The sequence below is a fragment of the Streptomyces sp. NBC_01341 genome (assembly GCF_035946055.1).
Lineage (GTDB): Bacteria > Actinomycetota > Actinomycetes > Streptomycetales > Streptomycetaceae > Streptomyces.
Genome location: NZ_CP108364.1, coordinates 6,693,069 through 6,711,269, shown reverse-complemented (window position 1 = coordinate 6,711,269; position 18,201 = coordinate 6,693,069). Strand labels below are relative to the sequence as shown.

The window sequence follows — 18,201 nt, the reverse complement described above, 5'->3', positions numbered from 1 at the left end:
CCGGCACCGGCCCCTTGCGGGCCGGGGCCGGGCTCCGGAGTGTCAGGCGTCCCCCATCACCAGCCCCTCGATGGTGTGCTTCTGGACGATGGGGGTCAGCTCGTCCACGACCGGACAGTGCAGATGCGCGCGGACGCGTTCGGGCAGGGAGGCCCGGAACGCCCCGGTCACCGCCATGTCGTGCTGTGCGTCGTTGCCGGCGCCCGGAGCGTCGGCACCCAGCACCAGCACCGGACGCGAGTCGGCCGAGTGGTTGGCGGTGCCCCGGTGGATCGTCAGGGCGGACCGCGCCGAGATGTCTCCCCGCTGCGGGTACTTCCGCTCGGCGAGACCCTCGTAGCGCGGGTAGGTGTCACGGGGCGGGAACATCCCGTGGCCGAAGCGGGGGTCGTCGTCCCACTGGGTACCCGGCGCGATCTCGAACGGGCCCATGTCCTCCCGCGTGTCGACGGCGGTGAGGTTGAAGGCGAGCGAGGTCAGCCGGCGTTCGCCGCGAGTGGCGTCCGGCATGGGGAAGTCCCGGTGCCAGGGCTGGTTCACGGCTCCCGCGAAGGGGATGTCGAAGCCCAGCTCCACGATGCGGTAGTCGGGGCCGAGCACGGCCTCGCACACTCCCCGGACCCATGGGTGGTCGGCCAGCCCGACGAAGCCGCGCAGCTGTTCCGGGTGGATCTCGACGTAGTACCGGTGGGGGCCCCGGCCCACTGCCCCTCCCTTCCGCCCGCGCGCTTCCGCGAAGGCGGCCTCCACGTCCTCACGCATCAGGTCGGCCCACTCCGGGGTGAAGGCTCCTCTGCAGGCCGTGATCCCGTCCCTGTAGAGGTCCTGGACTGCGGCCTCCAGGTGCGGGGCGAGGGCTCCGGTGGGTGCGGCTCCGGGCATGGCGACGGTCCCTTCGTCGTGTCGATGCGGGGTGGCAACAGGCCCGCGACGAGGGGAAGTCACTGCCTGCCGACCTGTCGACGCCCATTTTGCAACGTTGCAATCAACGTGGCAAGAGGACGGGCACACCAGTCTGCCCGGCTGCTGTTACGGTGCACAGCGCGGAGGGCCACGGTCGGCCGACCACCCCGCGCGCGGAGGAGAGGAGCGCACCCGCTGTGGCAGCGAGACTCAAGGACGTCGCCGCGCTGGCCGGCGTGTCCGTACGGACCGTCTCCAACGTGGTGAGCAACGCCGCGGCCGTGGCCCCGGCGACCCGCACCCGAGTCATGGCGGCGGTGGAGGAACTGGGGTACCGCCCCAACCTCGCCGCACGCAACCTCCGTCAGGGGCGCACGGGCCTCGTCGGAGTCGCTGTGCCGGAGATCCACTCGCCGTACTTCGGCAGGCTGACCGGCCTGCTCATCGATGCGGCCCAGCAGCGCGGCTGGACGGTGCTCCTGGAGCGGACGGGTGGACAGGCAGCACTGGAGCGGAGGCTGCTGGACGGGTCGGAGGGCCACCGGGTCGACGGGATGATCATCAGCCCCTGGTCGACGTCGCCGGCCGAGCTGGCCGCACTGTCCGACGGCCTGCCGCTGGTGGTCCTGGGAGAACTGGAGCCGGACGGGTCCATCGACCACGTGGCCCTGGACAATGTCGCCGCCGCACGGGACGCCGCACAGCACCTGGTCGCCACCGGGCGTCGGCGTGTCGCCGTGATCGGCCTCCAGTCCCGGCTGGGCCACGGGACGGCCGAGCTGCGCGCCGAGGGCTTTCGCCGCGGACTGAGCGAGGCGGGCGGCCTCCGCCCGGTGGCCGAGGTGGAGGTCGCCGACCTGCACCGCACGGAGGGCGCCCGGGCCCTCCGTGCACTGCTGCGGATGCCCGAGCCACCCGACGCCGTCTTCTGCTTCAGCGACGAACTCGCGCTCGGCGCCCTGCGTGTGGCGGCCGAGGAAGGCGTACGGGTCCCCGGCGACCTGGCTCTCATGGGGTTCGACGACATCGAGGACGGCAGGTTCGCCGCTCCCTCCCTCACCACGGTCGCCCCGGACACGGAGCAGATCGCCGAGCGCGCCGTGCAGTGTCTGAGCGAGCGTGTCCTCGGCCGGATGGACGCCCTGCCCGCCCGCCGGATCGTGGTCCCGCACCGCCTGCTGGTCCGGGAGAGCACCGGGGCCGCCGCCACCCTCGTGTGACGTGCCGCCGTGCCCTTCCCGTACGGGATGGAGCCGCGGACACGCCGGAGCTCCCGGCAGTGCGGCGTGCGCTGCACACTGCCGGGAGCGGCCCTGCGGGGTGGGCGGACCCTACGGCTGCTCGCCCTCGTGGAGCGCGGTCACCTCCAGGTCGGTGAGCGCCTTGTCGTACACCTTCACCTGGTCGACCGAGCCGTTCCAGAAGTCGACGTTGCCGCCGGACCACTTGGCGCGTCCCACGGCGAGGGACCCGGTGCTGACGTCGGCGGTTCCGGCGGCCGCGGTGGAGGCGAGCCGGCCGTCGACGTAGAGCTTGATCTCGTCACCGCTGCGGACGCCGACGAGGTGGTACCAGTGGCCGAGTTCCGGCTCGATCTCCAGCCGGGCGCGGTGGGCGCCGGGCGTGGAGAAGGCGAACGCGCCCTGTCCGTACTGCAGGTAGAACGGGTTCTCCTGACGTCGGCCGTCCTGGCTGACGACGGTCGCGTAGTTGCCCGGGAGCACGTCGAGCGACGCCCACGCGGAGACCGTGTAGTCGCCGGTGGTGTCGACGACGGGACCGGTGGTCTGCGCGAACTGGCCCTTGCCGTCGAACTTCAGTGCCGAGCCGTGCACTCCCTGCGTCCAGGACGTGCCCTCGGACAGAGCGAGGTCCCTGTGGTTCGGACCGCTGTCGGCCGCCTTCGTGCCCGTGTTCTCGTCGAGGGACCAGGAGCCGCCGCCCTTGATCTCGTCGCGCTCGCCCGCGGCGGCGCCGGCCGCGATGACCTCCTCGTTGATCTTCCGCACCTTGGCGGCGTCGACCTTGATCTCGCGGCGGTCGTACGTCCAGAGCCCGTTGAGTTCGTTCTCCAGGTCGGTCACCTGGGTGTAGATGGAGCCGGAGAGCTCCGCGCGGGCCGCCTCCAGGTAGTACGTGCGGGTGTTGTCGACGTACTTGGCGGTCAGGGCGTCCTTGTCGGCCACGCCGCTGTAGATCGCGGTGGGTGCGCCGGGCCACATGTTGCCGGGCATCCTCAGGGTGAAGCCGCCGTGCTCACCGTCCATGGCGGCGCGCTTCTCGTCCGGGAAGGCGGGATCGGTGTTGTTGTAGTCGTGGTGGTCGATGATGTCGCCCTTGCCGGAGTCACCCTTGGAGTTGCAGCAGTTGACTCCGCTGTGGGCGTTGACGACGCGCGAGGGGTCGGCGGCCTGCACCTTCTCGGTGATCTTGCCGGTCTCGGTGCGGTCCCACTCGCCCCAGCCCTCGTTGAAGACGATCCAGGCACCGATCGAGGGGTAGTTGTGCAACTGCTCCATCATCTCGGCACCCTGGTCGAGGAAGGCCTTCTGGCCCTTCTCGCCCGTGATGTTGCCGGAGACGAAGTCCTGCCACACCAGGAGACCGAGCTGGTCGGCGTGGTAGTACCAGCGGGCGGGCTCGACCTTGATGTGCTTGCGGACGGAGTTGAAGCCGAGGTCCTTCTGCGCCTTCAGGTCGAAGACCAGGGCCTTGTCGCTGGGCGCCGTGTTCAGGCCGTCGGGGTAGAAGCCCTGGTCGAGCTGGGCCAGGGAGAAGAACGGCTTCCCGTTCAGGACCAGCTTCCGGTAGCCGCCGACCTCGGCGACGCCGAAGGACCGCATGCCGAAGTAGCTGTCGACGGTGTCCTCGGAACGGCCGTCCTTGAGGGTGACCTCGAGGTCGTACAGGTACGGGTCGTCCGGCGTCCACAGGTGCTGCTTGGCGACGGGGAGGCTCAGTTCGCCGTTGGCGGGGCCGGTGACGGTGCCGACGACCTTGCCCTTCTTGTCCCGGGCGACGGCCGTGACCTGGGCGGACTTCGACGCCTTCGCGGAGTTGACCGTGAGCGCGAGCCGGCCCTTGCCGATGTCGGGGGTGGTCTTCAGGGAGTCGACGGCCGCAGGGGCCACGGGCTCCATCCAGACGGTCTGCCAGATGCCGGACGAGGCGGTGTAGAAGATCCCGCTCGGGTTCGCGGACTGCTTGCCCGTTGGCTGGTCGGCTCCGGTGGTGTCGGTGACCGCGACGACGATCTCCTGGGGGCCGCTGCCCTCGAGTGCGTCGGTGATGTCGGCGCTGAAGGCGGTGTAGCCGCCGGTGTGCTCGGCAACCTGCGTGCCGTTGACCCAGACCCGCGCCCGGTAGTCGACGGCGCCGAAGTTGAGCTTCAGCCGCTCGTCACTGCCGCGTCTGCCGACGGACCAGTTCTTGGGCACCGTGACGAGCTTGCGGTAGAACATGTGGTCTTCGTGGCGCTCGAGGCCGGAGAGCTGCGACTCGACGGGGTAGGGCACCGTGATGCGCTCGTCGAGCGACTTGCCGAAGGCCGGCATCTCACCGGCGGTGGCGCCGGCGAACTCCCACTGGCCGTTGAGGTTCTTCCAGTCGTCGCGTACCTGCTGGGGCCGGGGGTACTCGGGCAGCGGGTTCTTGCGGTCGACCTTGTCGCCCCACGGGGTGGTCAGGCGGTGCGTGGAAAGGTTCTTGGCCCTGCGGCTTATCTCCGGGACGGTCTCGTCGCCGTTCTTCAGGCCGCCCTCACCGTCGTACGCGATCCGGGTCTGCTGACCCTTCTGGACGGCCGCACCCAGCGTGATGACCAGCGCCTTGTGGTTGCCGGAGGCCCTGGCGACCGACTTCACGGGCATCGGCGTGGTGTCCGCCTCGACGGCGAGGTGGTCCTTCACGTCCTTGATGCCACTGACCTCGTGGTCGAAGGTCGCCTGCACCTTGAGGCCGTTCTCCGCGACGCTCAGGGCGACCGGGTACACCTCGAAGTCGGCGGGCGGGGTGAACGCGGACTCGGGCACGATCTGCTTGGCGAGCTTGGCGCTCGACCAGCGCAGGAACATGTTGGCCCCGCCGACGTCCTGGAACATCTCCAGCCGGAAGGAGTGCTGTTCGCCGGCCTTGAGGGCGACCGGCGCGCTGGTCTGCTCCTTGTCCCAGTCCGGCACCCAGTGGTCGATGACCGGCTTGTCGTCGATGAAGAGCCGGAAGCCGTTGTCGCCGATGGCGGAGAAGGTGTAGTCGCCGGTCTCGGGAGCCGCGATCTGCCCTGTCCAGCGGGCGGTCGTGTGCTCGGTCTTCCCGGTGGCCGACTCGAACGCCCCCGTCAGACCCGGGAAGTTGATCTCGGGGTCGAGCGCGGTCGCGCCGAGCACGGCGAAGTCGCGGGCGCCGGGCGCGGACATGGCGAAGTACTCGCCCTTGAGTCCGTGGGGCTCCGTGGACGGGTCTTCCTTCACGAACGCCGAAGCCGTGGCGGCCCCTTCGGCCGGAGCGGCAGCGGGAGCGGCGGTCGCGGCGGCGGGGACCAGGACGGCCCCGGCGGGAAGGAGCAGCGCGGCCGTACAGGCGAGCGTTCTGAACAGGGCGCGGGGGCGGGCTGGTTGTCGTATCAAGGCGTCGTCCTCGTCGAAGAAGCCGGAGTGCTCCGAACCGCGAAGCACTGCACATAGTCGAACATTGAGCCACAGCCTCAAACACCTGACAACGGTCGTGCACGCAGAATTTTCAACGATATAAAAATTGCTCCCCGTCCCGGCCACCACAGGAGGCCGGGACGGGGAGAGCGGCGTACGGCTGCCCACCAGGGTTCGGACCAGGGCCAGTTACCGTGTCTTCGCGGCGGATCCACGGGTGTGGCACGGCCTTCACGGCGTTCGAACGGCCTGTGGGCCGCCGGCCGGGCAGCTCCCTCCGTGCGACCGGCCGGGCCCTCGTCCGGCACCTCCGGTCCGGGACATCCGTCACCCCTCACCGGATCGATGTACGGATGTGTCGCATCCGCCGCCGGGCACCATGGGCGCCGCCGCCGGGGCCGTTTCTCGTCGCCGCAGGCCGCGCCGGTGACCGGCGGAGACGTCGCCGGGGCGGCCTGCGAGGCCGGGCCGGGACCGAGGGCCCGCCATCAGGGAGTCGGCCGGCGCACAGGCCCTGCGCTGGAAGCGGAACTCACCGCAGGAACACTCACCGCAGGAACATGCGCCGCAGGAAAGCGGATGTCCCGCAACGGGCCCTTTCGGGCAGGGGCGACTGACCCGCTCTCACTTGCCGCCCGAGGCCGAGAGGTTGCCGCCGGAATCGGTGGGGTCCATCGCCGTCCGCCCGCGCCCCGCACCCACCGCGTGCGACGCGGCGTGGAGGGAGCGCAGGGCGAGCAGGAGGAAACCGATGTCATCGAGGTAGACGGGGTCCGGCAGGAGGTCGACGGGCGACACGGTGTAGATCACCGCGGCCCAGACGAGAGCCTTGTTGCGCAAGGGGATTCCCGCGTCGACGAGCAGCTTCCTGGCCCTGATCACGCGTACCAGGAGCACGGCGGCGATCCCTGCCATGAGGAGCAGGACGAGCGCGCCGACGACGAACCAGACCGAGGTGTCCATGGCTCATCGTCTCCCGCGCCGCGGGCCGGAGCCCGCAGGCCTCATCCGGCACTCCTGGCGTGGCGGCGGGCACGGCGGCGCTTGAGCGCACGTCGCTCGTTCTCGTCCATGCCTCCCCATACGCCCGCGTCCTGCGCGTTCTCCAGGGCCCAGTCCAGGCACTGTTCGCGCACCGGGCAGGTACCGCAGACCGCCTTGGCCTCCTCGGCCTGCACGAGCGCGGGACCACTGCTGCCGATCGGGAAGAAAAGGTCAGGGTCCTCGTCGCGGCACGCCGCGTGCATGCGCCAGTTGTCCATCTCTCCCACTCCTCTTCGAGGCGACTTCCGCGTCGCTCCTGTGGTTCCGTACTGTGCGCGTGACCGGCTTCGGCCGATCGAAACCCGGAAAACCTCAGGGTTCAGGCGTTCGAATCCGTCCCCGGGGGGCCGGGCAGGGGAGCCCCTGGGGGCGGGGCCTCCGCGCAGGCGCCGTCCAGACGGATGCGGTACTCCGTGACCCCGGCCGCGTCGTCGAGGATGTCCGGCCGGGAACCCGGGGTCTCCAGGACCACCCGGTCACCGATCTCGGGGGCGGGCACACGCAGGAGCCGCAGGGGCGGGACGCCGGTCAGGGCGTGGGGCGGCGCGTCGAGGGGCACCACCTGGACCGTGCGGTAGCGCTGGTGCGCGGCCTCCTCCAGCAGCGCGCGCTGTTCCGCCATCACCCCGGGTCCACCCACCCTGGTGTGCAGGGCGGCGGCCGGGAACACGGCCCAGAGCGTCGCCCCGCGCTCCTCGAGCCGGCGCTGCCTCTCCCCCAGCAGCTCCAGGCGCAGATCCCGCCGCACCGCGGATTCGCCGGGCAGCAGCATCCGCGACAGGGCGGACTCGTAGGCCGGGGTGCGCAGCAGTTCGGGAACCAGCGAGGGGTGCCAGGTGCGCACGAGCCCGGCGGAGGATTCGATGCCGATGACCCCCTGCTGCCACGGCTCGATCGCGTCCCGCCAGCGGTGCCACCAGCCCGGCAGGTTCGCGGCGGTCAGACCCGCCATGATCGTCCCGGCCTCCCCGGCGGACACCCCGTAACGGTCCAGGAGGACTCGGACCTGCCCGGAGTCCAGTCCGGTCTCGGCGCGTTCGATACGCCGTACGGTGGCCGGGTGGGCACCCAGGGCGGAGGCCGCCGCAGGCAGGCTGACACCCGCACGCTCCCGCAGTATCCGCAGGCGCGCCGCCATGACTCGGTGCTCGACCGTGGGGCCGGATCGGGGCCTCATGCACCCACCTTCCTCGCACAGTCCGGCGCGGACAGGACGGAGGAACGCGACGTCCGCCCGTGCACGTCCAGGCCCGAAAGACGAAGTCTGTCTGTATTCATGTCCGCGCCATACAGACTCTTCGTCGATTCCGAACTATTTAGACATTCTGTCGCTTGCAAAGTGTGCATTTTGCACGGAGAGTACGAGCATGTCGGAAATAGTCACGTGCGCACGCCTGGCTCCGGAGGATACGAGTGGGCGTAGCGCACATACCTGGTGGATTCCCCGTCTCCCCCGGGGCGTCCCGGAGGCCAGGCACCGCGTGCAGAAGGCCATGCGGAGCTGGGGAGAACCCGATGAACGCATCCAGACGGCGGCCCTGGTGGTGACCGAGCTGGTCACGAACGCGGTGCAGCACACCGCCGGCCGGCGCGTCCGATGCCGCCTCCTGCGTTCGCCCGGCGGAGTCCGCATCTGCGTGTGGAACCGTGGGCGGCGGAGCATGACGGCACTGCCCCGCCCCAGGGACCCCGCCAGGATCTCCCACGTGACCCGCGCCCCGGTCCCGCGCCGCCCGGAGCCGCACCGCGTGGCGGGCGACCGGCCGCACATGGTGGTCGGCCCCGTCGAGGGGCCCGGCCCGGTGGCCTTCGACGCCCCGGACGGAACCGGTGGGCCGGACGAGGGCTTCGACCTCGCGTCGGTGGCGGAGGACGGCCGGGGGCTGATGCTCGTGGACGCGCTGGCGACACGCTGGGGGACCCGCAGCAGCCTCTCCGGCCGGCTGGTCTGGGCCGATCTCTGACGGACACGTCTTCGCGAAGGCGGCTCCTCGACGACACCGGGTGCGAGGTGCCCGGAAGAGACTTTCCCACCGAGCCCGTCCGCGTGCCGCTCAGGCGAGTACGGCCCGGCACTCGGGGTGGCCCCAGCCGGCGGGGTTCTTCGCGATCATGTCCTTGGCCGCATACGGCTTTCCGCAGTGGCATCGGCCCGCGAACTTGGCCCTGATCGTCGATCTACCGGAGCGTGACCGGCTCGCAGCCCCGCCCGCGGACGCCGCCCCGCCCGCCCTTCCCTTCGTCGAACGGGCCGGAGCGGGCACCGGCAGGCCGGCCGCGCCGTGCGCTGTGCCCGCCGCCTGCTGCGACACCGCGACCTCACTCGCGGCCTGGTCGGCGAGCGCGTTGAGCGGATCGCCGTCCACCTGGTGCGCCGGGACGTAGCGGAAGCTCACGCTGCGCCCGCCGAGCAGCTCGTCGATGCCGACGACCAGCTCGCGGTTCGCCACGGGCTTGCCGGCCGATGTCTTCCAGCCGTTGCGCTTCCAGCCCGGCAGCCACTTGGTCACGGCGTTCATCGCGTACTGCGAGTCCATGCGCACCTCTACGGGCACCGCCGGATCGGTCGACCTCAGCAGTTCCAGCAGAGCGGTGAGCTCGGCGACGTTGTTGGTGGCGGTGCCGAGCGGCCCCGCCTCCCACCGCAGGGGGCTGCCCTGGTCATCGGCCACGACCCACGCCCAGGCGGCAGGTCCCGGATTGCCCTTCGATGCCCCGTCACACGCGGCGATGATGCGCTCGTCCATCCCTTGATCATGCCAGCCCCACGGCTCAGGGCACGATCGAGTCGACGTATCCGCCGTCCACCCGCACGGCCGCGCCCGTGGTGGCCGAGGCCTGGGGCGAGCTGAGGTAGACGACGAGGTTCGCGATCTCCTCGGGTTCGATGAGTCGCCGCAGCAGGGACTGCGGGCGGTGCAGGCGCATGAACTCGCGCTGAGCCTCGTCCCACGGGAGATCCCCGCCCACCAGTTCGTGGACGAAGTCCTCGACCCCGCCGGTGTGCGTGGGCCCGGCGATCACCGAGTTCACGGTCACTCCCGTACCGGCGGCCTCCTTGGCGAAGCCGCGGGAGACCGCGAGCAGGGCGGTCTTCGACATCCCGTAGTGGATCATCTCGGCGGGAATGACGATCGCAGAATCGCTCGCGATGTTCTGCACCCGGCCCCACCCCTGTCCGGTCATGCCCGGCAGGTAGTGGCGGATCAGGCGTACGGCGCTCAGGACGTTCGTGTCGAAGTAGGTGCGCCATTCCTCGTCGGTGATCTCCAGCGGTGGCCTGGAGCCGAAGATGCCGAGGTTGTTGACGAGGATGTCCGTGGCGGGCACGACATCGTGGAGTTCCGCCGCTCCCTGCTCGGTGGCGAGGTCGCAGGTGACCGTGAGGACGTCGGCGTCAGGCTCGCCGCTCCGCAGGGCCCCGGCTGCCGACTCCAGTCGCTCCCGGCTGCGTCCGGTCAGGACGACCCGCGCTCCGGCGGCGGCGAGTCCGGTGGCGATGGCGAGCCCGATGCCCTGGGAGGAGCCGGTCACGACCGCGGTCCTGCCGTCAAGAGCGATACGCATGGTTCGATCCCTTCGTCCCGTGTCAGCGGTGGACAAGTGGTGTCCACCCTGGCACTCCGGGACGGGGACGTCCGGCAGGACACGGCGCGGCAGCCGCGCCGGGATGGCCCGACGCGCGGGGCCCCGGCCGGAACACGACCGGCCGGGGCCCCGTCGCGTACGTCAGAGAACGCCGGACGCGGAAACGGCGATCGCTGCCTTCGTGGTGCCGTTCGGGGTGCCGTAGGACTCGATCTTGCGGACGAGTTCCATGCTGGTCTCGTCGGCGACCTCGCCGAACACCACGTGCTTACCGTCCAGCCACGGGGTGAGGACGGTCGTGATGAAGAACTGCGAGCCGTTGGTGTTCGGGCCGGCGTTGGCCATCGAGAGCAGACCCGGCTTGTTGTGCTTCAGCGTGAAGTTCTCGTCGGCGAACTTCTCGCCGTAGATGCTCTTGCCACCGGTGCCGTTGCCACGGGTGAAGTCGCCGCCCTGGAGCATGAAGTCCGGGATGACACGGTGGAACGGCGAGCCGGCGTAGCCGAAGCCGTGCTCACCGGTGGCCAGCGCGCGGAAGTTCTCCGCGGTCTTGGGTGCAACGTCGTCGAACAGGTTGAACACGATCCGCCCGGCGGGCTCGTCGTTGATGGTGATGTCGAAATACGCCTTGATGGTCATGAGGCCATCCTGACATCACCGGCGGCCCTCCGTTGCACAGCCCCCGCCCGACGCGGCTCGGGGCGCGCGGGCTGCCCGCACGAGTGCGGCGCACCACGGGATCGATCCGTGGTGCGCCGCATCGGTGTCATTCAGGGGAGACGCCGCGTCCCCCTACGGGTATTGGTCAGCGGTTGCCGCGGGGGCCGCCACCGTGGCTGTTGCCACCGTTGTGGCCGTTGTGGCCGTTGTGGTTGCCACCCTGGTGGCCGTTGCTGCCGCCGTGACCGTGGTTGTTGCCGCCGTGGTGACGGCCCCAGGACTCGGAGTCGATCTTGCGACCGCGGTTGTCGCGCAGCGTCGCGGTGTCCCGGCTGTCCCACACGTAGTTGCGACGGTCCTGGTAGACGTCGCGAGCGGTGTCGCGCCCTACTCCGGTGTGGACCCGGACGGAGGAGCGGCCCGGGAGCCGCAGGTCGAACCGGTACGTGCGGTTGCTCTCGTCACTCAGCGTCCAGCCACGGAGGTTGACGGAGTGGCGGCCGGTGTTCGTGACGGTGACCCACTCGGCGTTCAGGCTGCGGTTGGAACCGTTGTCGCGACCGGGGCTGTCGTACTGGATCGCTCCGAGGACGACCGCCGAGCGCTGAGCCGGCCGGTTGTGGCCGTGGTCCCGGCCGTCGGCCGAAGCCGGGAGGGCCGCTGCGGCGAGCAGGGCGCCGGAGGCGAGAACGGTGGCGGTGATCCGTCGTGCGGAACGGGACATGGAAACCCCTCATCATGCAGGCCCGGTACGAAGGTGCCGGGCGTTTTCCGACCCCGGCGTCGGTGCCGGGAACGCAAACTTTGTCCGGCTTTCGCGGTGGCCGAAAGGTGCCCTGGTTCGTGTGACAAAGTGCGGACATTTCTGTCACACACAACTGCACTCCGCACGGATTCCCCCGGTCGTAGACCTGTCAACCGTTGATCGCTGCACCGACCCGTTCCGGGCGCCGTTCACCTGGTCATGGCACCCCGTTCGCACCTGGCCCGCCCCCCGGGCACCCGTGCCTGCTCAGGGCCGACGCGTGTAACAAAAGGGACAGCGCTTTCCTGGACAAAGGTTTCATTACCGCCTGGAAAGGAGTTCGCGCGTTCGAGCCTTCAGGACCCAGCGGGACGGGGCGAGGCGGGCACGCTGTCCGCCGTTGATGACCAGCGCGTTCACGGGCGCCATGGGATCGAGGGCCATGGACCTGGCCAGCAGCACGCCGGCGGCCAGCGGGAGCAGGGTCACGGCGAGTGCCGTACCGGCGGTGGTGAGGGTCCGGATGCGGGGGCGCGTCGGCGCGTCGGGGGCCATGACCCCATTCGACCAGCGGGAAGGCCGGCCGGGATCGGGTGACGTACTCAGACACCCCCGGGCCGGCTACTCAGCCGGCCGGACGCGTGCGCGGTCCGGCCGGCGCCGTCCGGCCGGTCCGGCTACTCCGTATCGGCGGACGGACCCCAGTGGGAGAACCGGGGCAGCCACTTCACCCGGTAGTCGGGGTGGCCCGCGTGCTCCGCGGCCATCTGACGGACGACGAACCCGAGACCGACGGCCCGTCCCGAGGTGAAGTCCTGGGCGGGACGGTCGGTGTCCATCGCCGCGATCTCCTCGTACTCGTCCAGGAGGACCCTGGTGGTCTCGATGCGGCGCAGGGTGCGCGCAGGGTCCTGGTAGGCGATGTGGCGGTCGTACGCACGCGACCGCACGACGAACGCGATGCCGCTGGTGCGGTCGTGCACCTCGCCCGGCGCCTCGGCCGGTGTACGCCAGCCGTCCCCTCCCGCTTCCCGCGCGATGCGTTCCTCATCGGCGAGGCGCGCCCGCACGAAGACCAACAGGTCCGAGTTCTCTGCCATCTGGTTCCGCATCCTTCTCCGTCACAGACCGCGACGGACATCCACACTCCGCCGCGGACCCGTTCTGCCCGACCAGCAGAGGATGCCTCACCCGTACCCCGTGGGCGCACTCGGCACCGGGCGGGTTCCGCATGACGGACACCACAGCGGGCCGTCACCGGCCGGTACGAGGCCTCCGGGTCGACCCCGAGGACCACGCCGCCGGCACTCACCGCGGCCTGGGCGAGCACCGGCGACAGGGCGTCGGGCGTTCCGCTGCCATCGGGACTCCAGGCCACACAGCCGGCATGCGCACCCGTGCGCGGGCGCGTATGTCGAGGGCCCGCCCGGATCCCGTCAGTCCTCCGCGGGCACCGTGGGCGCGGTACCCGCCGACCCGCACACCGACGCGGCGGCCCGCGAGGCGTAGGACAGCATGTCCCGCAGCCGCTCCGGGTCCGGCTCCGCCGTGAAGGGGCCGAGGGCGCCCATCCTGCTGAGGAAGCCCGCAGTGAAGGCGTCGCCCGCCCCGATGGTGTCGACGACGTCCACGGGCGTCGCCGCCACCGAGACCGGCGGCCCCGTCGCGGTGTAGGCCGTACTTCCGCGGGCGCCCCTGGTCAGGATCACCAGCCGGCCGCCGGCCGCCAGCGCGCGGCAGGTCTCGGCCGGGTCGGCGCCGGGCCAGAGCCGCTCCAGGTCCTCGTCGCTGGCCCTCACCACGTGCGCGAGCGCGCACAGCTCGCGCAGGGCCGCCGCGCCGTCGTCCGTGCCCAGGGTGCGGTCCCGGCGGACATTGGGGTCCACGACCAGGAGGGAGTGGCGGGCGGCGGCCGCCGCGGTCGCCCGTACGGCGCTCGCCGCGGGCTCCACGACCGCGGCGAGCCCGCCCACGTACACGGCGCCGAAGTGTCCCGCCCGCGCCGACAGGTCCGGCAGCCGGAACGTCGCCGTGTCCTGGAGGTGGAAGTGATAGCCCGTGCCGCGGTACCCCGGCTCGGCCACGGCCAGCGCCGTGGGCAGATCGGAGCGCGCGCACAGCGTGACGTCGGCCCCCGCCTCCCGCAGCCGCTCCTCGATCGTGCGGGCGAAGCCGTCACCGCCCAGGCCGCCGGCGAAGACGGCCCGGGTCCCCAGCCGGGCGAGCCCGACGGCGACGTTGGCCGGGGCGCCGCCGAAGCGGGCGGCCCGCGTCGCCCCGTCGCCGTCCATGGGCACGAGGTCGATGAGCGCCTCGCCGAGCACCAGGACGGCGCCGGGTCCACCTGTCACGGCTCGACCACGATCTTGCGGCCGATGCCCGCCCTGAAGCGGTCGAGCGCCTGCGGGTACTGGTCCAGCGGCAGCCGGTCGCTGATGAAGACCGACGGGTCCAGGACGCCGGCCGCGAAGAGCGCGGCGGCACGTTCGTAACTGTGCAGGACCGCCATCGACCCGGTGATGGTGATCTCCTGGTTGTAGATCCGGTACGGCTCGATGACCGCCGTGGTCGCGTAGTCGGCGACTCCGAACTGGAGGAAGGTCCCGCCCTTCGCCACGCGGCCCAGGCCGTCCTGGATCGCCGCGGCGTTGCCGGTGGCGTCGATGACGACGTCCCAGCCGCCGGGCCGGTCCAGCTCGTCGGCCCCGGCGGCCGAACGGCTGCAGCCGAGGAGCCCGGCCGTGGCGAGGCGCTCGGGATTGACGTCGAGGACGTCCACACCGGCCGCGCCGGTGCGCTTGGCGAGCTCCAGCATCATCAGGCCCATGGTTCCGGAGCCGTAGATCAGCACCTCCGCACCGAGCGTGCTGTTCAGCACGTCGTAGCCGCGCACGGCGCAGGACAGCGGCTCGATCAGGGCCGCGTCCTTCACGTCGATGTGCTCGGGCAGCCTGACGCAGTTGGCGACGGGGGCAACGGCGTACTCGGCGGCGCCGCCCGGCACGGTGACGCCGATGGCGGCCCAGCGCTCGCAGAGGTTGCCGCGCCCGTTGCGGCAGTACCGGCACTCGTGGCAGTGCAGGGAGGGGTCGACGGCGACCCGGTCCCCGACGGAGAGTTCCGTGACGTCGCGCCCGACGCCGACGATCTCCCCGGCGAACTCGTGGCCCGGGACGATGGGCAGGGTGGGCGCGAACTCGCCCTGGAGGATATGGAGATCGGTGCCGCACAGTCCGCACGAGGCGACGGACACGACGACCTCGCGCGGTCCGGGCGTCGGATCGGGGACGGTGGTGACGGAGACCTTGCCGGGGGCTTCGACGATCGCTGCCCGCATTATTTCACTGCTCCGAGGGACAGGCCCTGGACGAGTTTGTCCTGGGCGGCGTAGCCGGCGGCGAGCACCGGCAGGGACACGACGACGGAGGCGGCACACAACTGGGCGAGGAAGAGACCCTGGCTGGTGACGAATCCGGTGAGGAAGACGGGCGCGGTCTGGGCGACGACGCCGGTCAGCACCCGCGCGAAGAGCAGTTCGTTCCAGCTGAAGATGAAGCAGATCAGGGCGGTGGCGGCGATGCCGGGCGCGGCCATGGGGGCGACGACCCGGCTCAGGACCGTCGGCAGCCGTGCTCCGTCCACCTGTGCCGCCTCGATGACCGACACGGGGACGTCGGCCAGGAAGGACTGCATCATCCAGACCGCGATCGGCAGGTTCATCGAGGTGTAGAGCAGGACGAGGAGCCAGATGTTGTCCAGCATCCCGGCGTTCTTGGCGAACAGGTAGACGGGGAGCAGCCCCGCGACGACGGGCAGCATCTTCGTGGAGAGGAAGAAGAACATCACGTCCGTCCACTTGCGTACGCGCCTGATGGAGAGCGCGTACGCCGCCGGGAGCGCCAGCAGGAGCACCAGGACCGTGGAGAAGAGCGAGGCGCCCAGCGAGTTGAGCAGGGGCGGCCAGGGGGTGACGCCGGTGTCGGCGCCGAAGAAGGTCCGGTAGCCGTCGAGGGTGAGCGGCGCGAAGAGGGACGGCGGGTTCGTCGCCGCGTCGGGCTCGGCGTGCAGGGAGGTCAGCAGCATCCAGAGCGCCGGCAGGCAGAAGGCGAGTCCGGCTGCCCAGGCCAGCACACCGAGCATGGTGGAGCGGCGTCGTGCCCGGCGCGGGGCGCGGGACACGGACGGGACGGCGGGTGGGGTGGCAGTGGTCATGCGCGGGTCGCCTCCTCACTGAAGAGGGACGAGACGGTCCGGAGCGCGAAGGTGGCGATGATGATCGTGCCGATCACCACGACGACTCCGGCCGCGGACGCCAGTCCGTATTCATGGGCCTGGTAGAAGGTCTGGTAGATCGTGTACGGGAGGTTGGCCGTGCCGAGTCCGCCCGCGGTGATCGTGAACACCGCGTCGAAGTTCTGCACGATGTACACGGCGCCGAGCAGGACGCCGAGTTCGAGGTACCTGCGCAGATGGGGCAGCGTCAGGTAGCGGAAGGTCTGCCAGGCGCTCGCCCCGTCGAGGCGCGCGGCCTCGACGACCTCGGCGGGCCGGCTCTGGAGCCCGGCCAGGAGGATCAGCATCATGAACGGCGTCCACTGCCAGACGAGCGCGGCGACGACCGCGAGCAGCGGCATGTCCGCGATCCAGTCCGGCTGGGCCGGGTCGGTGTCGCCGAAGAGCTCGCCGATCCCGCTGAGGGCGCCGTTGAGGAGGCCGTACTCCGGGTTGTACAGGGCGTGCTTCCACAGCAGTGCCGCGGAGACCGGGACGATCAGGAACGGCGTGATGAGCAGGGTCCTGACCATGCCGCGGCCGAAGAACGTGCGGTCCAGCAGCAGGGCGAGCGCCAGGCCGACGACCACGGTGGCGATGACGACGCTCGCGGTCAGCAGGACCGTGTTGAGGACCGAGTCGCGGAGCGCGGTGTCGGTGAAGACGTACGCGTAGTTGTCGAGCCCGCTGAAGGCGCGTTCGTCGGGGCTGAGGGAGTTCCAGTCGAAGAGGGAGATCACCAGCGTCGCCACGAAGGGCAGTTGTGTGACGACGATCAGGAACACGAGGGCGGGCAGCAGCGGGGCCCTGGTGACCCAGGCCCGCGTACCGGACCGCTTCGGCCGGGCGGGGGCCGGTGGCCGGGGTGGTGACTGGGGTGTGGTGCCGACTGCTGTGGTCATCGGTACTCCTTGGCGACCTGTTCGGCCAGCTTCTGGGAGGTGGCCAGCGCCTTCTCGACGGACTGGCGGCCTGCGACGGCGGCACTGATCTCCTGTGCCACCCGGGTGCCGAGGTCGGTGAACTCGGGGATGCCCACGAACTGGATGCCGGGTACGGGGCGTGGCTGGGTGCCGGGGTTCTTCGGATCGGCGCGGGAGATGGCCCGCTCGGTGACGTCCGCGAAGGCTCCGGCGGCCTCGCGGTAGGCGGGGTTGTCGTAGGTGGAGGCCCGTTTGCCGGCGGGTACGTCGGCCCATCCGCTGGTCTCGCCGACGAGCGCCTCGTACTCCTTGCCGGAGGCCCAGGAGACGAACTTCCAGGCGTCGTCCGACTTCTTGGACGCCTTCTGGATGCCCCAGGCCCACGTGTAGAGCCATCCCGAGCTCCTGGTGCGCTCGACCGGCGCCGGCACGTAGCCGATCTTCCCCTTGACCGGGGAGCCCGCCGCTTCGAGCGAACCGGCGCCCGCGGTGGCGTCGTACCACATGGCGGTCTTGCCCTGCGTCATGTTGTTGAGGCACTCGGCGTACCCGGACTGGGAGGCGCCGCGCTCGCCGTGCTTGCGCACGAGGTCCACGTAGAAGCGGGTGGCCTTCTTGAACTCCGGTGAGGTGAGCTGCGGTTCCCAGTCCTCGGTGAACCAGGTACCGCCCATGGTGTTGACGACGGTCGTCAGCGGCGCGATGAGTTCGCCCCAGCCGGGCAGCCCGCGCAGGCAGATGCCCTTCATCCCGCGTTCGGCGCCGTCCGCCCGCGCGGCGAGCGCGGCCACCTGCTGCCAGGTGGGGTCCGGCGGCATCGTCAGGCCCTTGGCCTCGAAGACGTCCTTGCGGTACATGAGGAAGGACGACTCGCCGTAGAAGGGTTCGGCGTAGAGCCTGCCCTCGGCGGTGAGCGAGTCGCGCAGCGGTTCGAGGATGTCGTCCTGGTCGAAGGCGGTGTCCTGCTCGGCGTAGGTGTCGAGCGGGTGCAGCCAGTCGTTCTTCGCGAAGAAGGGCACCTCGAAGTTGCTGATGGTCCCCACGTCGTACTGGCCGGCCTGGTTGGAGAAGTCCTGGCTGATCTTGTCGCGGACGTCGTTCTCGGGGAGCACGGTGAAGTGGACCTTGATGCCGGTCTCCTCGGTGAAGTGCTCCGCGGTGAGTTTCTGCAGCTGGACCATCTGCGGGTTGTTCACCATGAGTACGTTCAGTGCGTCACCTCCTCCGAACGCGGTGCCGCCTGCTCCGGCGCATCCGGCGGCGAGGAGTGCCATGGCTGCCGTGCCCGCGAACGCACGCGCGCGGGTCCCACGGCGCCGTTGCTGGTGGGGCATGAGTTCTCCTGATCGGTCGTAGCGGCTCGTACATCGAAGCTGTGGCCGTCCGGTGCTCCGGGCGGTTCGGGGCACGGCGGGGCCGC

General features: G+C 70.8%; 18 protein-coding genes. 2 read left to right on the top strand and 16 right to left on the bottom strand.

Going from position 1 to position 18,201, the window contains the following annotated elements:
- Positions 1 to 42: 42 nt before the first annotated feature.
- The gene (locus OG206_RS29560; protein WP_327121460.1) at positions 43 to 882 is read right to left on the bottom strand and encodes a phytanoyl-CoA dioxygenase family protein; all 840 of its coding nucleotides are present in this window, start codon (positions 880 to 882) and stop codon (positions 43 to 45) included.
- A 218-nt stretch (positions 883 to 1,100) separates the two neighbouring features.
- Between OG206_RS29560 and OG206_RS29555 the strand changes: the two genes are divergently transcribed.
- A complete protein-coding gene (locus tag OG206_RS29555) occupies positions 1,101 to 2,123 on the top strand; it encodes a LacI family DNA-binding transcriptional regulator (RefSeq protein ID WP_327121458.1) in 1,023 nt (340 codons plus the stop codon).
- A gap of 111 nt (positions 2,124 to 2,234) precedes the next feature.
- Here OG206_RS29555 and OG206_RS29550 read toward each other — a convergent pair whose 3' ends face one another.
- The 4 genes from OG206_RS29550 to OG206_RS29535 form a co-directional block, all read right to left on the bottom strand.
- On the bottom strand, positions 2,235 to 5,576 hold the full coding sequence (locus OG206_RS29550; protein ID WP_327121456.1) for a LamG-like jellyroll fold domain-containing protein: 3,342 nt from the start codon (positions 5,574 to 5,576) through the stop codon (positions 2,235 to 2,237).
- Positions 5,577 to 6,173: 597 nt separating this feature from the next.
- A complete protein-coding gene (locus OG206_RS29545; protein ID WP_327121454.1) occupies positions 6,174 to 6,512 on the bottom strand; it encodes a YkvA family protein in 339 nt (112 codons plus the stop codon).
- Positions 6,513 to 6,553: 41 nt separating this feature from the next.
- The gene (locus tag OG206_RS29540) at positions 6,554 to 6,811 is read right to left on the bottom strand and encodes a WhiB family transcriptional regulator (RefSeq protein ID WP_327121452.1); all 258 of its coding nucleotides are present in this window, start codon (positions 6,809 to 6,811) and stop codon (positions 6,554 to 6,556) included.
- 101 nt (positions 6,812 to 6,912) lie between these two features.
- A complete protein-coding gene (locus tag OG206_RS29535; protein WP_327121451.1) occupies positions 6,913 to 7,770 on the bottom strand; it encodes a helix-turn-helix domain-containing protein in 858 nt (285 codons plus the stop codon).
- Positions 7,771 to 8,032: 262 nt separating this feature from the next.
- Between OG206_RS29535 and OG206_RS29530 the strand changes: the two genes are divergently transcribed.
- The gene (locus OG206_RS29530; protein WP_442805970.1) at positions 8,033 to 8,557 is read left to right on the top strand and encodes an ATP-binding protein; all 525 of its coding nucleotides are present in this window, start codon (positions 8,033 to 8,035) and stop codon (positions 8,555 to 8,557) included.
- Positions 8,558 to 8,647: 90 nt separating this feature from the next.
- Here the strand turns inward: OG206_RS29530 and OG206_RS29525 are convergent, their stop codons facing one another.
- From OG206_RS29525 to OG206_RS29475, 11 genes are all read right to left on the bottom strand, one after another.
- A complete protein-coding gene (locus tag OG206_RS29525; RefSeq protein WP_327121447.1) occupies positions 8,648 to 9,340 on the bottom strand; it encodes a ribonuclease H family protein in 693 nt (230 codons plus the stop codon).
- Between the two features lie 25 nt (positions 9,341 to 9,365).
- The gene (locus OG206_RS29520; RefSeq protein WP_327121445.1) at positions 9,366 to 10,160 is read right to left on the bottom strand and encodes an SDR family NAD(P)-dependent oxidoreductase; all 795 of its coding nucleotides are present in this window, start codon (positions 10,158 to 10,160) and stop codon (positions 9,366 to 9,368) included.
- A gap of 162 nt (positions 10,161 to 10,322) precedes the next feature.
- Positions 10,323 to 10,820: a peptidylprolyl isomerase gene (locus tag OG206_RS29515; protein WP_327121443.1), complete on the bottom strand. Its 498-nt coding sequence runs from the start codon at positions 10,818 to 10,820 to the stop codon at positions 10,323 to 10,325.
- Positions 10,821 to 10,986: 166 nt separating this feature from the next.
- Positions 10,987 to 11,565 (bottom strand): lamin tail domain-containing protein, encoded by a 579-nt coding sequence (locus OG206_RS29510; protein ID WP_327121441.1) that lies wholly within the window; start codon positions 11,563 to 11,565, stop codon positions 10,987 to 10,989.
- Between the two features lie 342 nt (positions 11,566 to 11,907).
- Positions 11,908 to 12,141 carry a hypothetical protein gene (locus OG206_RS29505; RefSeq protein WP_327121439.1) on the bottom strand — a complete coding sequence of 78 codons (234 nt, stop codon included), beginning with the start codon at positions 12,139 to 12,141 and terminating at the stop codon, positions 11,908 to 11,910.
- A 122-nt stretch (positions 12,142 to 12,263) separates the two neighbouring features.
- Positions 12,264 to 12,686, bottom strand: a complete 423-nt coding sequence (locus tag OG206_RS29500) for a DUF6221 family protein (RefSeq protein ID WP_327121437.1) — start codon at positions 12,684 to 12,686, stop codon at positions 12,264 to 12,266.
- Between the two features lie 336 nt (positions 12,687 to 13,022).
- Complete coding sequence (locus OG206_RS29495) at positions 13,023 to 13,937, bottom strand: PfkB family carbohydrate kinase (RefSeq protein WP_327121435.1); 915 nt, start codon at positions 13,935 to 13,937, stop codon at positions 13,023 to 13,025.
- Complete coding sequence (locus OG206_RS29490) at positions 13,934 to 14,923, bottom strand: zinc-dependent alcohol dehydrogenase family protein (RefSeq protein ID WP_327121433.1); 990 nt, start codon at positions 14,921 to 14,923, stop codon at positions 13,934 to 13,936. The genes OG206_RS29495 and OG206_RS29490 overlap by 4 nt, the downstream gene beginning before the upstream one ends.
- Entirely contained in the window at positions 14,923 to 15,798 is an 876-nt protein-coding gene (locus OG206_RS29485; RefSeq protein WP_327121431.1) for a carbohydrate ABC transporter permease, read from the bottom strand. Before OG206_RS29485 ends, OG206_RS29490 begins: the two co-directional genes overlap by 1 nt.
- The gene (locus OG206_RS29480) at positions 15,795 to 16,760 is read right to left on the bottom strand and encodes a carbohydrate ABC transporter permease (RefSeq protein ID WP_327121429.1); all 966 of its coding nucleotides are present in this window, start codon (positions 16,758 to 16,760) and stop codon (positions 15,795 to 15,797) included. The genes OG206_RS29485 and OG206_RS29480 overlap by 4 nt, the downstream gene beginning before the upstream one ends.
- The gene (locus tag OG206_RS29475) at positions 16,757 to 18,115 is read right to left on the bottom strand and encodes an ABC transporter substrate-binding protein (RefSeq protein ID WP_327121427.1); all 1,359 of its coding nucleotides are present in this window, start codon (positions 18,113 to 18,115) and stop codon (positions 16,757 to 16,759) included. The genes OG206_RS29480 and OG206_RS29475 overlap by 4 nt, the downstream gene beginning before the upstream one ends.
- Between the last annotated feature and the right edge of the window lie 86 nt (positions 18,116 to 18,201).

Bases quoted from the DNA above. Each gene is read 5' to 3' on its own strand.
- OG206_RS29520 (WP_327121445.1), bottom strand. From the start codon at position 10,160: ATGCGTATCGCTCTTGACGGCAGGACCGCGGTCGTGACCGGCTCCTCC.
- OG206_RS29540 (WP_327121452.1), bottom strand. From the start codon at position 6,811: ATGGACAACTGGCGCATGCACGCGGCGTGCCGCGACGAGGACCCTGAC.
- OG206_RS29500 (WP_327121437.1), bottom strand. From the start codon at position 12,686: ATGGCAGAGAACTCGGACCTGTTGGTCTTCGTGCGGGCGCGCCTCGCC.
- OG206_RS29535 (WP_327121451.1), bottom strand. From the start codon at position 7,770: ATGAGGCCCCGATCCGGCCCCACGGTCGAGCACCGAGTCATGGCGGCG.
- OG206_RS29515 (WP_327121443.1), bottom strand. From the start codon at position 10,820: ATGACCATCAAGGCGTATTTCGACATCACCATCAACGACGAGCCCGCC.
- OG206_RS29505 (WP_327121439.1), bottom strand. From the start codon at position 12,141: ATGGCCCCCGACGCGCCGACGCGCCCCCGCATCCGGACCCTCACCACC.
- OG206_RS29545 (WP_327121454.1), bottom strand. From the start codon at position 6,512: ATGGACACCTCGGTCTGGTTCGTCGTCGGCGCGCTCGTCCTGCTCCTC.
- OG206_RS29485 (WP_327121431.1), bottom strand. From the start codon at position 15,798: ATGACCACTGCCACCCCACCCGCCGTCCCGTCCGTGTCCCGCGCCCCG.
- OG206_RS29525 (WP_327121447.1), bottom strand. From the start codon at position 9,340: ATGGACGAGCGCATCATCGCCGCGTGTGACGGGGCATCGAAGGGCAAT.
- OG206_RS29475 (WP_327121427.1), bottom strand. From the start codon at position 18,115: ATGCCCCACCAGCAACGGCGCCGTGGGACCCGCGCGCGTGCGTTCGCG.
- OG206_RS29480 (WP_327121429.1), bottom strand. From the start codon at position 16,760: ATGACCACAGCAGTCGGCACCACACCCCAGTCACCACCCCGGCCACCG.
- OG206_RS29510 (WP_327121441.1), bottom strand. From the start codon at position 11,565: ATGTCCCGTTCCGCACGACGGATCACCGCCACCGTTCTCGCCTCCGGC.
- OG206_RS29560 (WP_327121460.1), bottom strand. From the start codon at position 882: ATGCCCGGAGCCGCACCCACCGGAGCCCTCGCCCCGCACCTGGAGGCC.
- OG206_RS29490 (WP_327121433.1), bottom strand. From the start codon at position 14,923: ATGCGGGCAGCGATCGTCGAAGCCCCCGGCAAGGTCTCCGTCACCACC.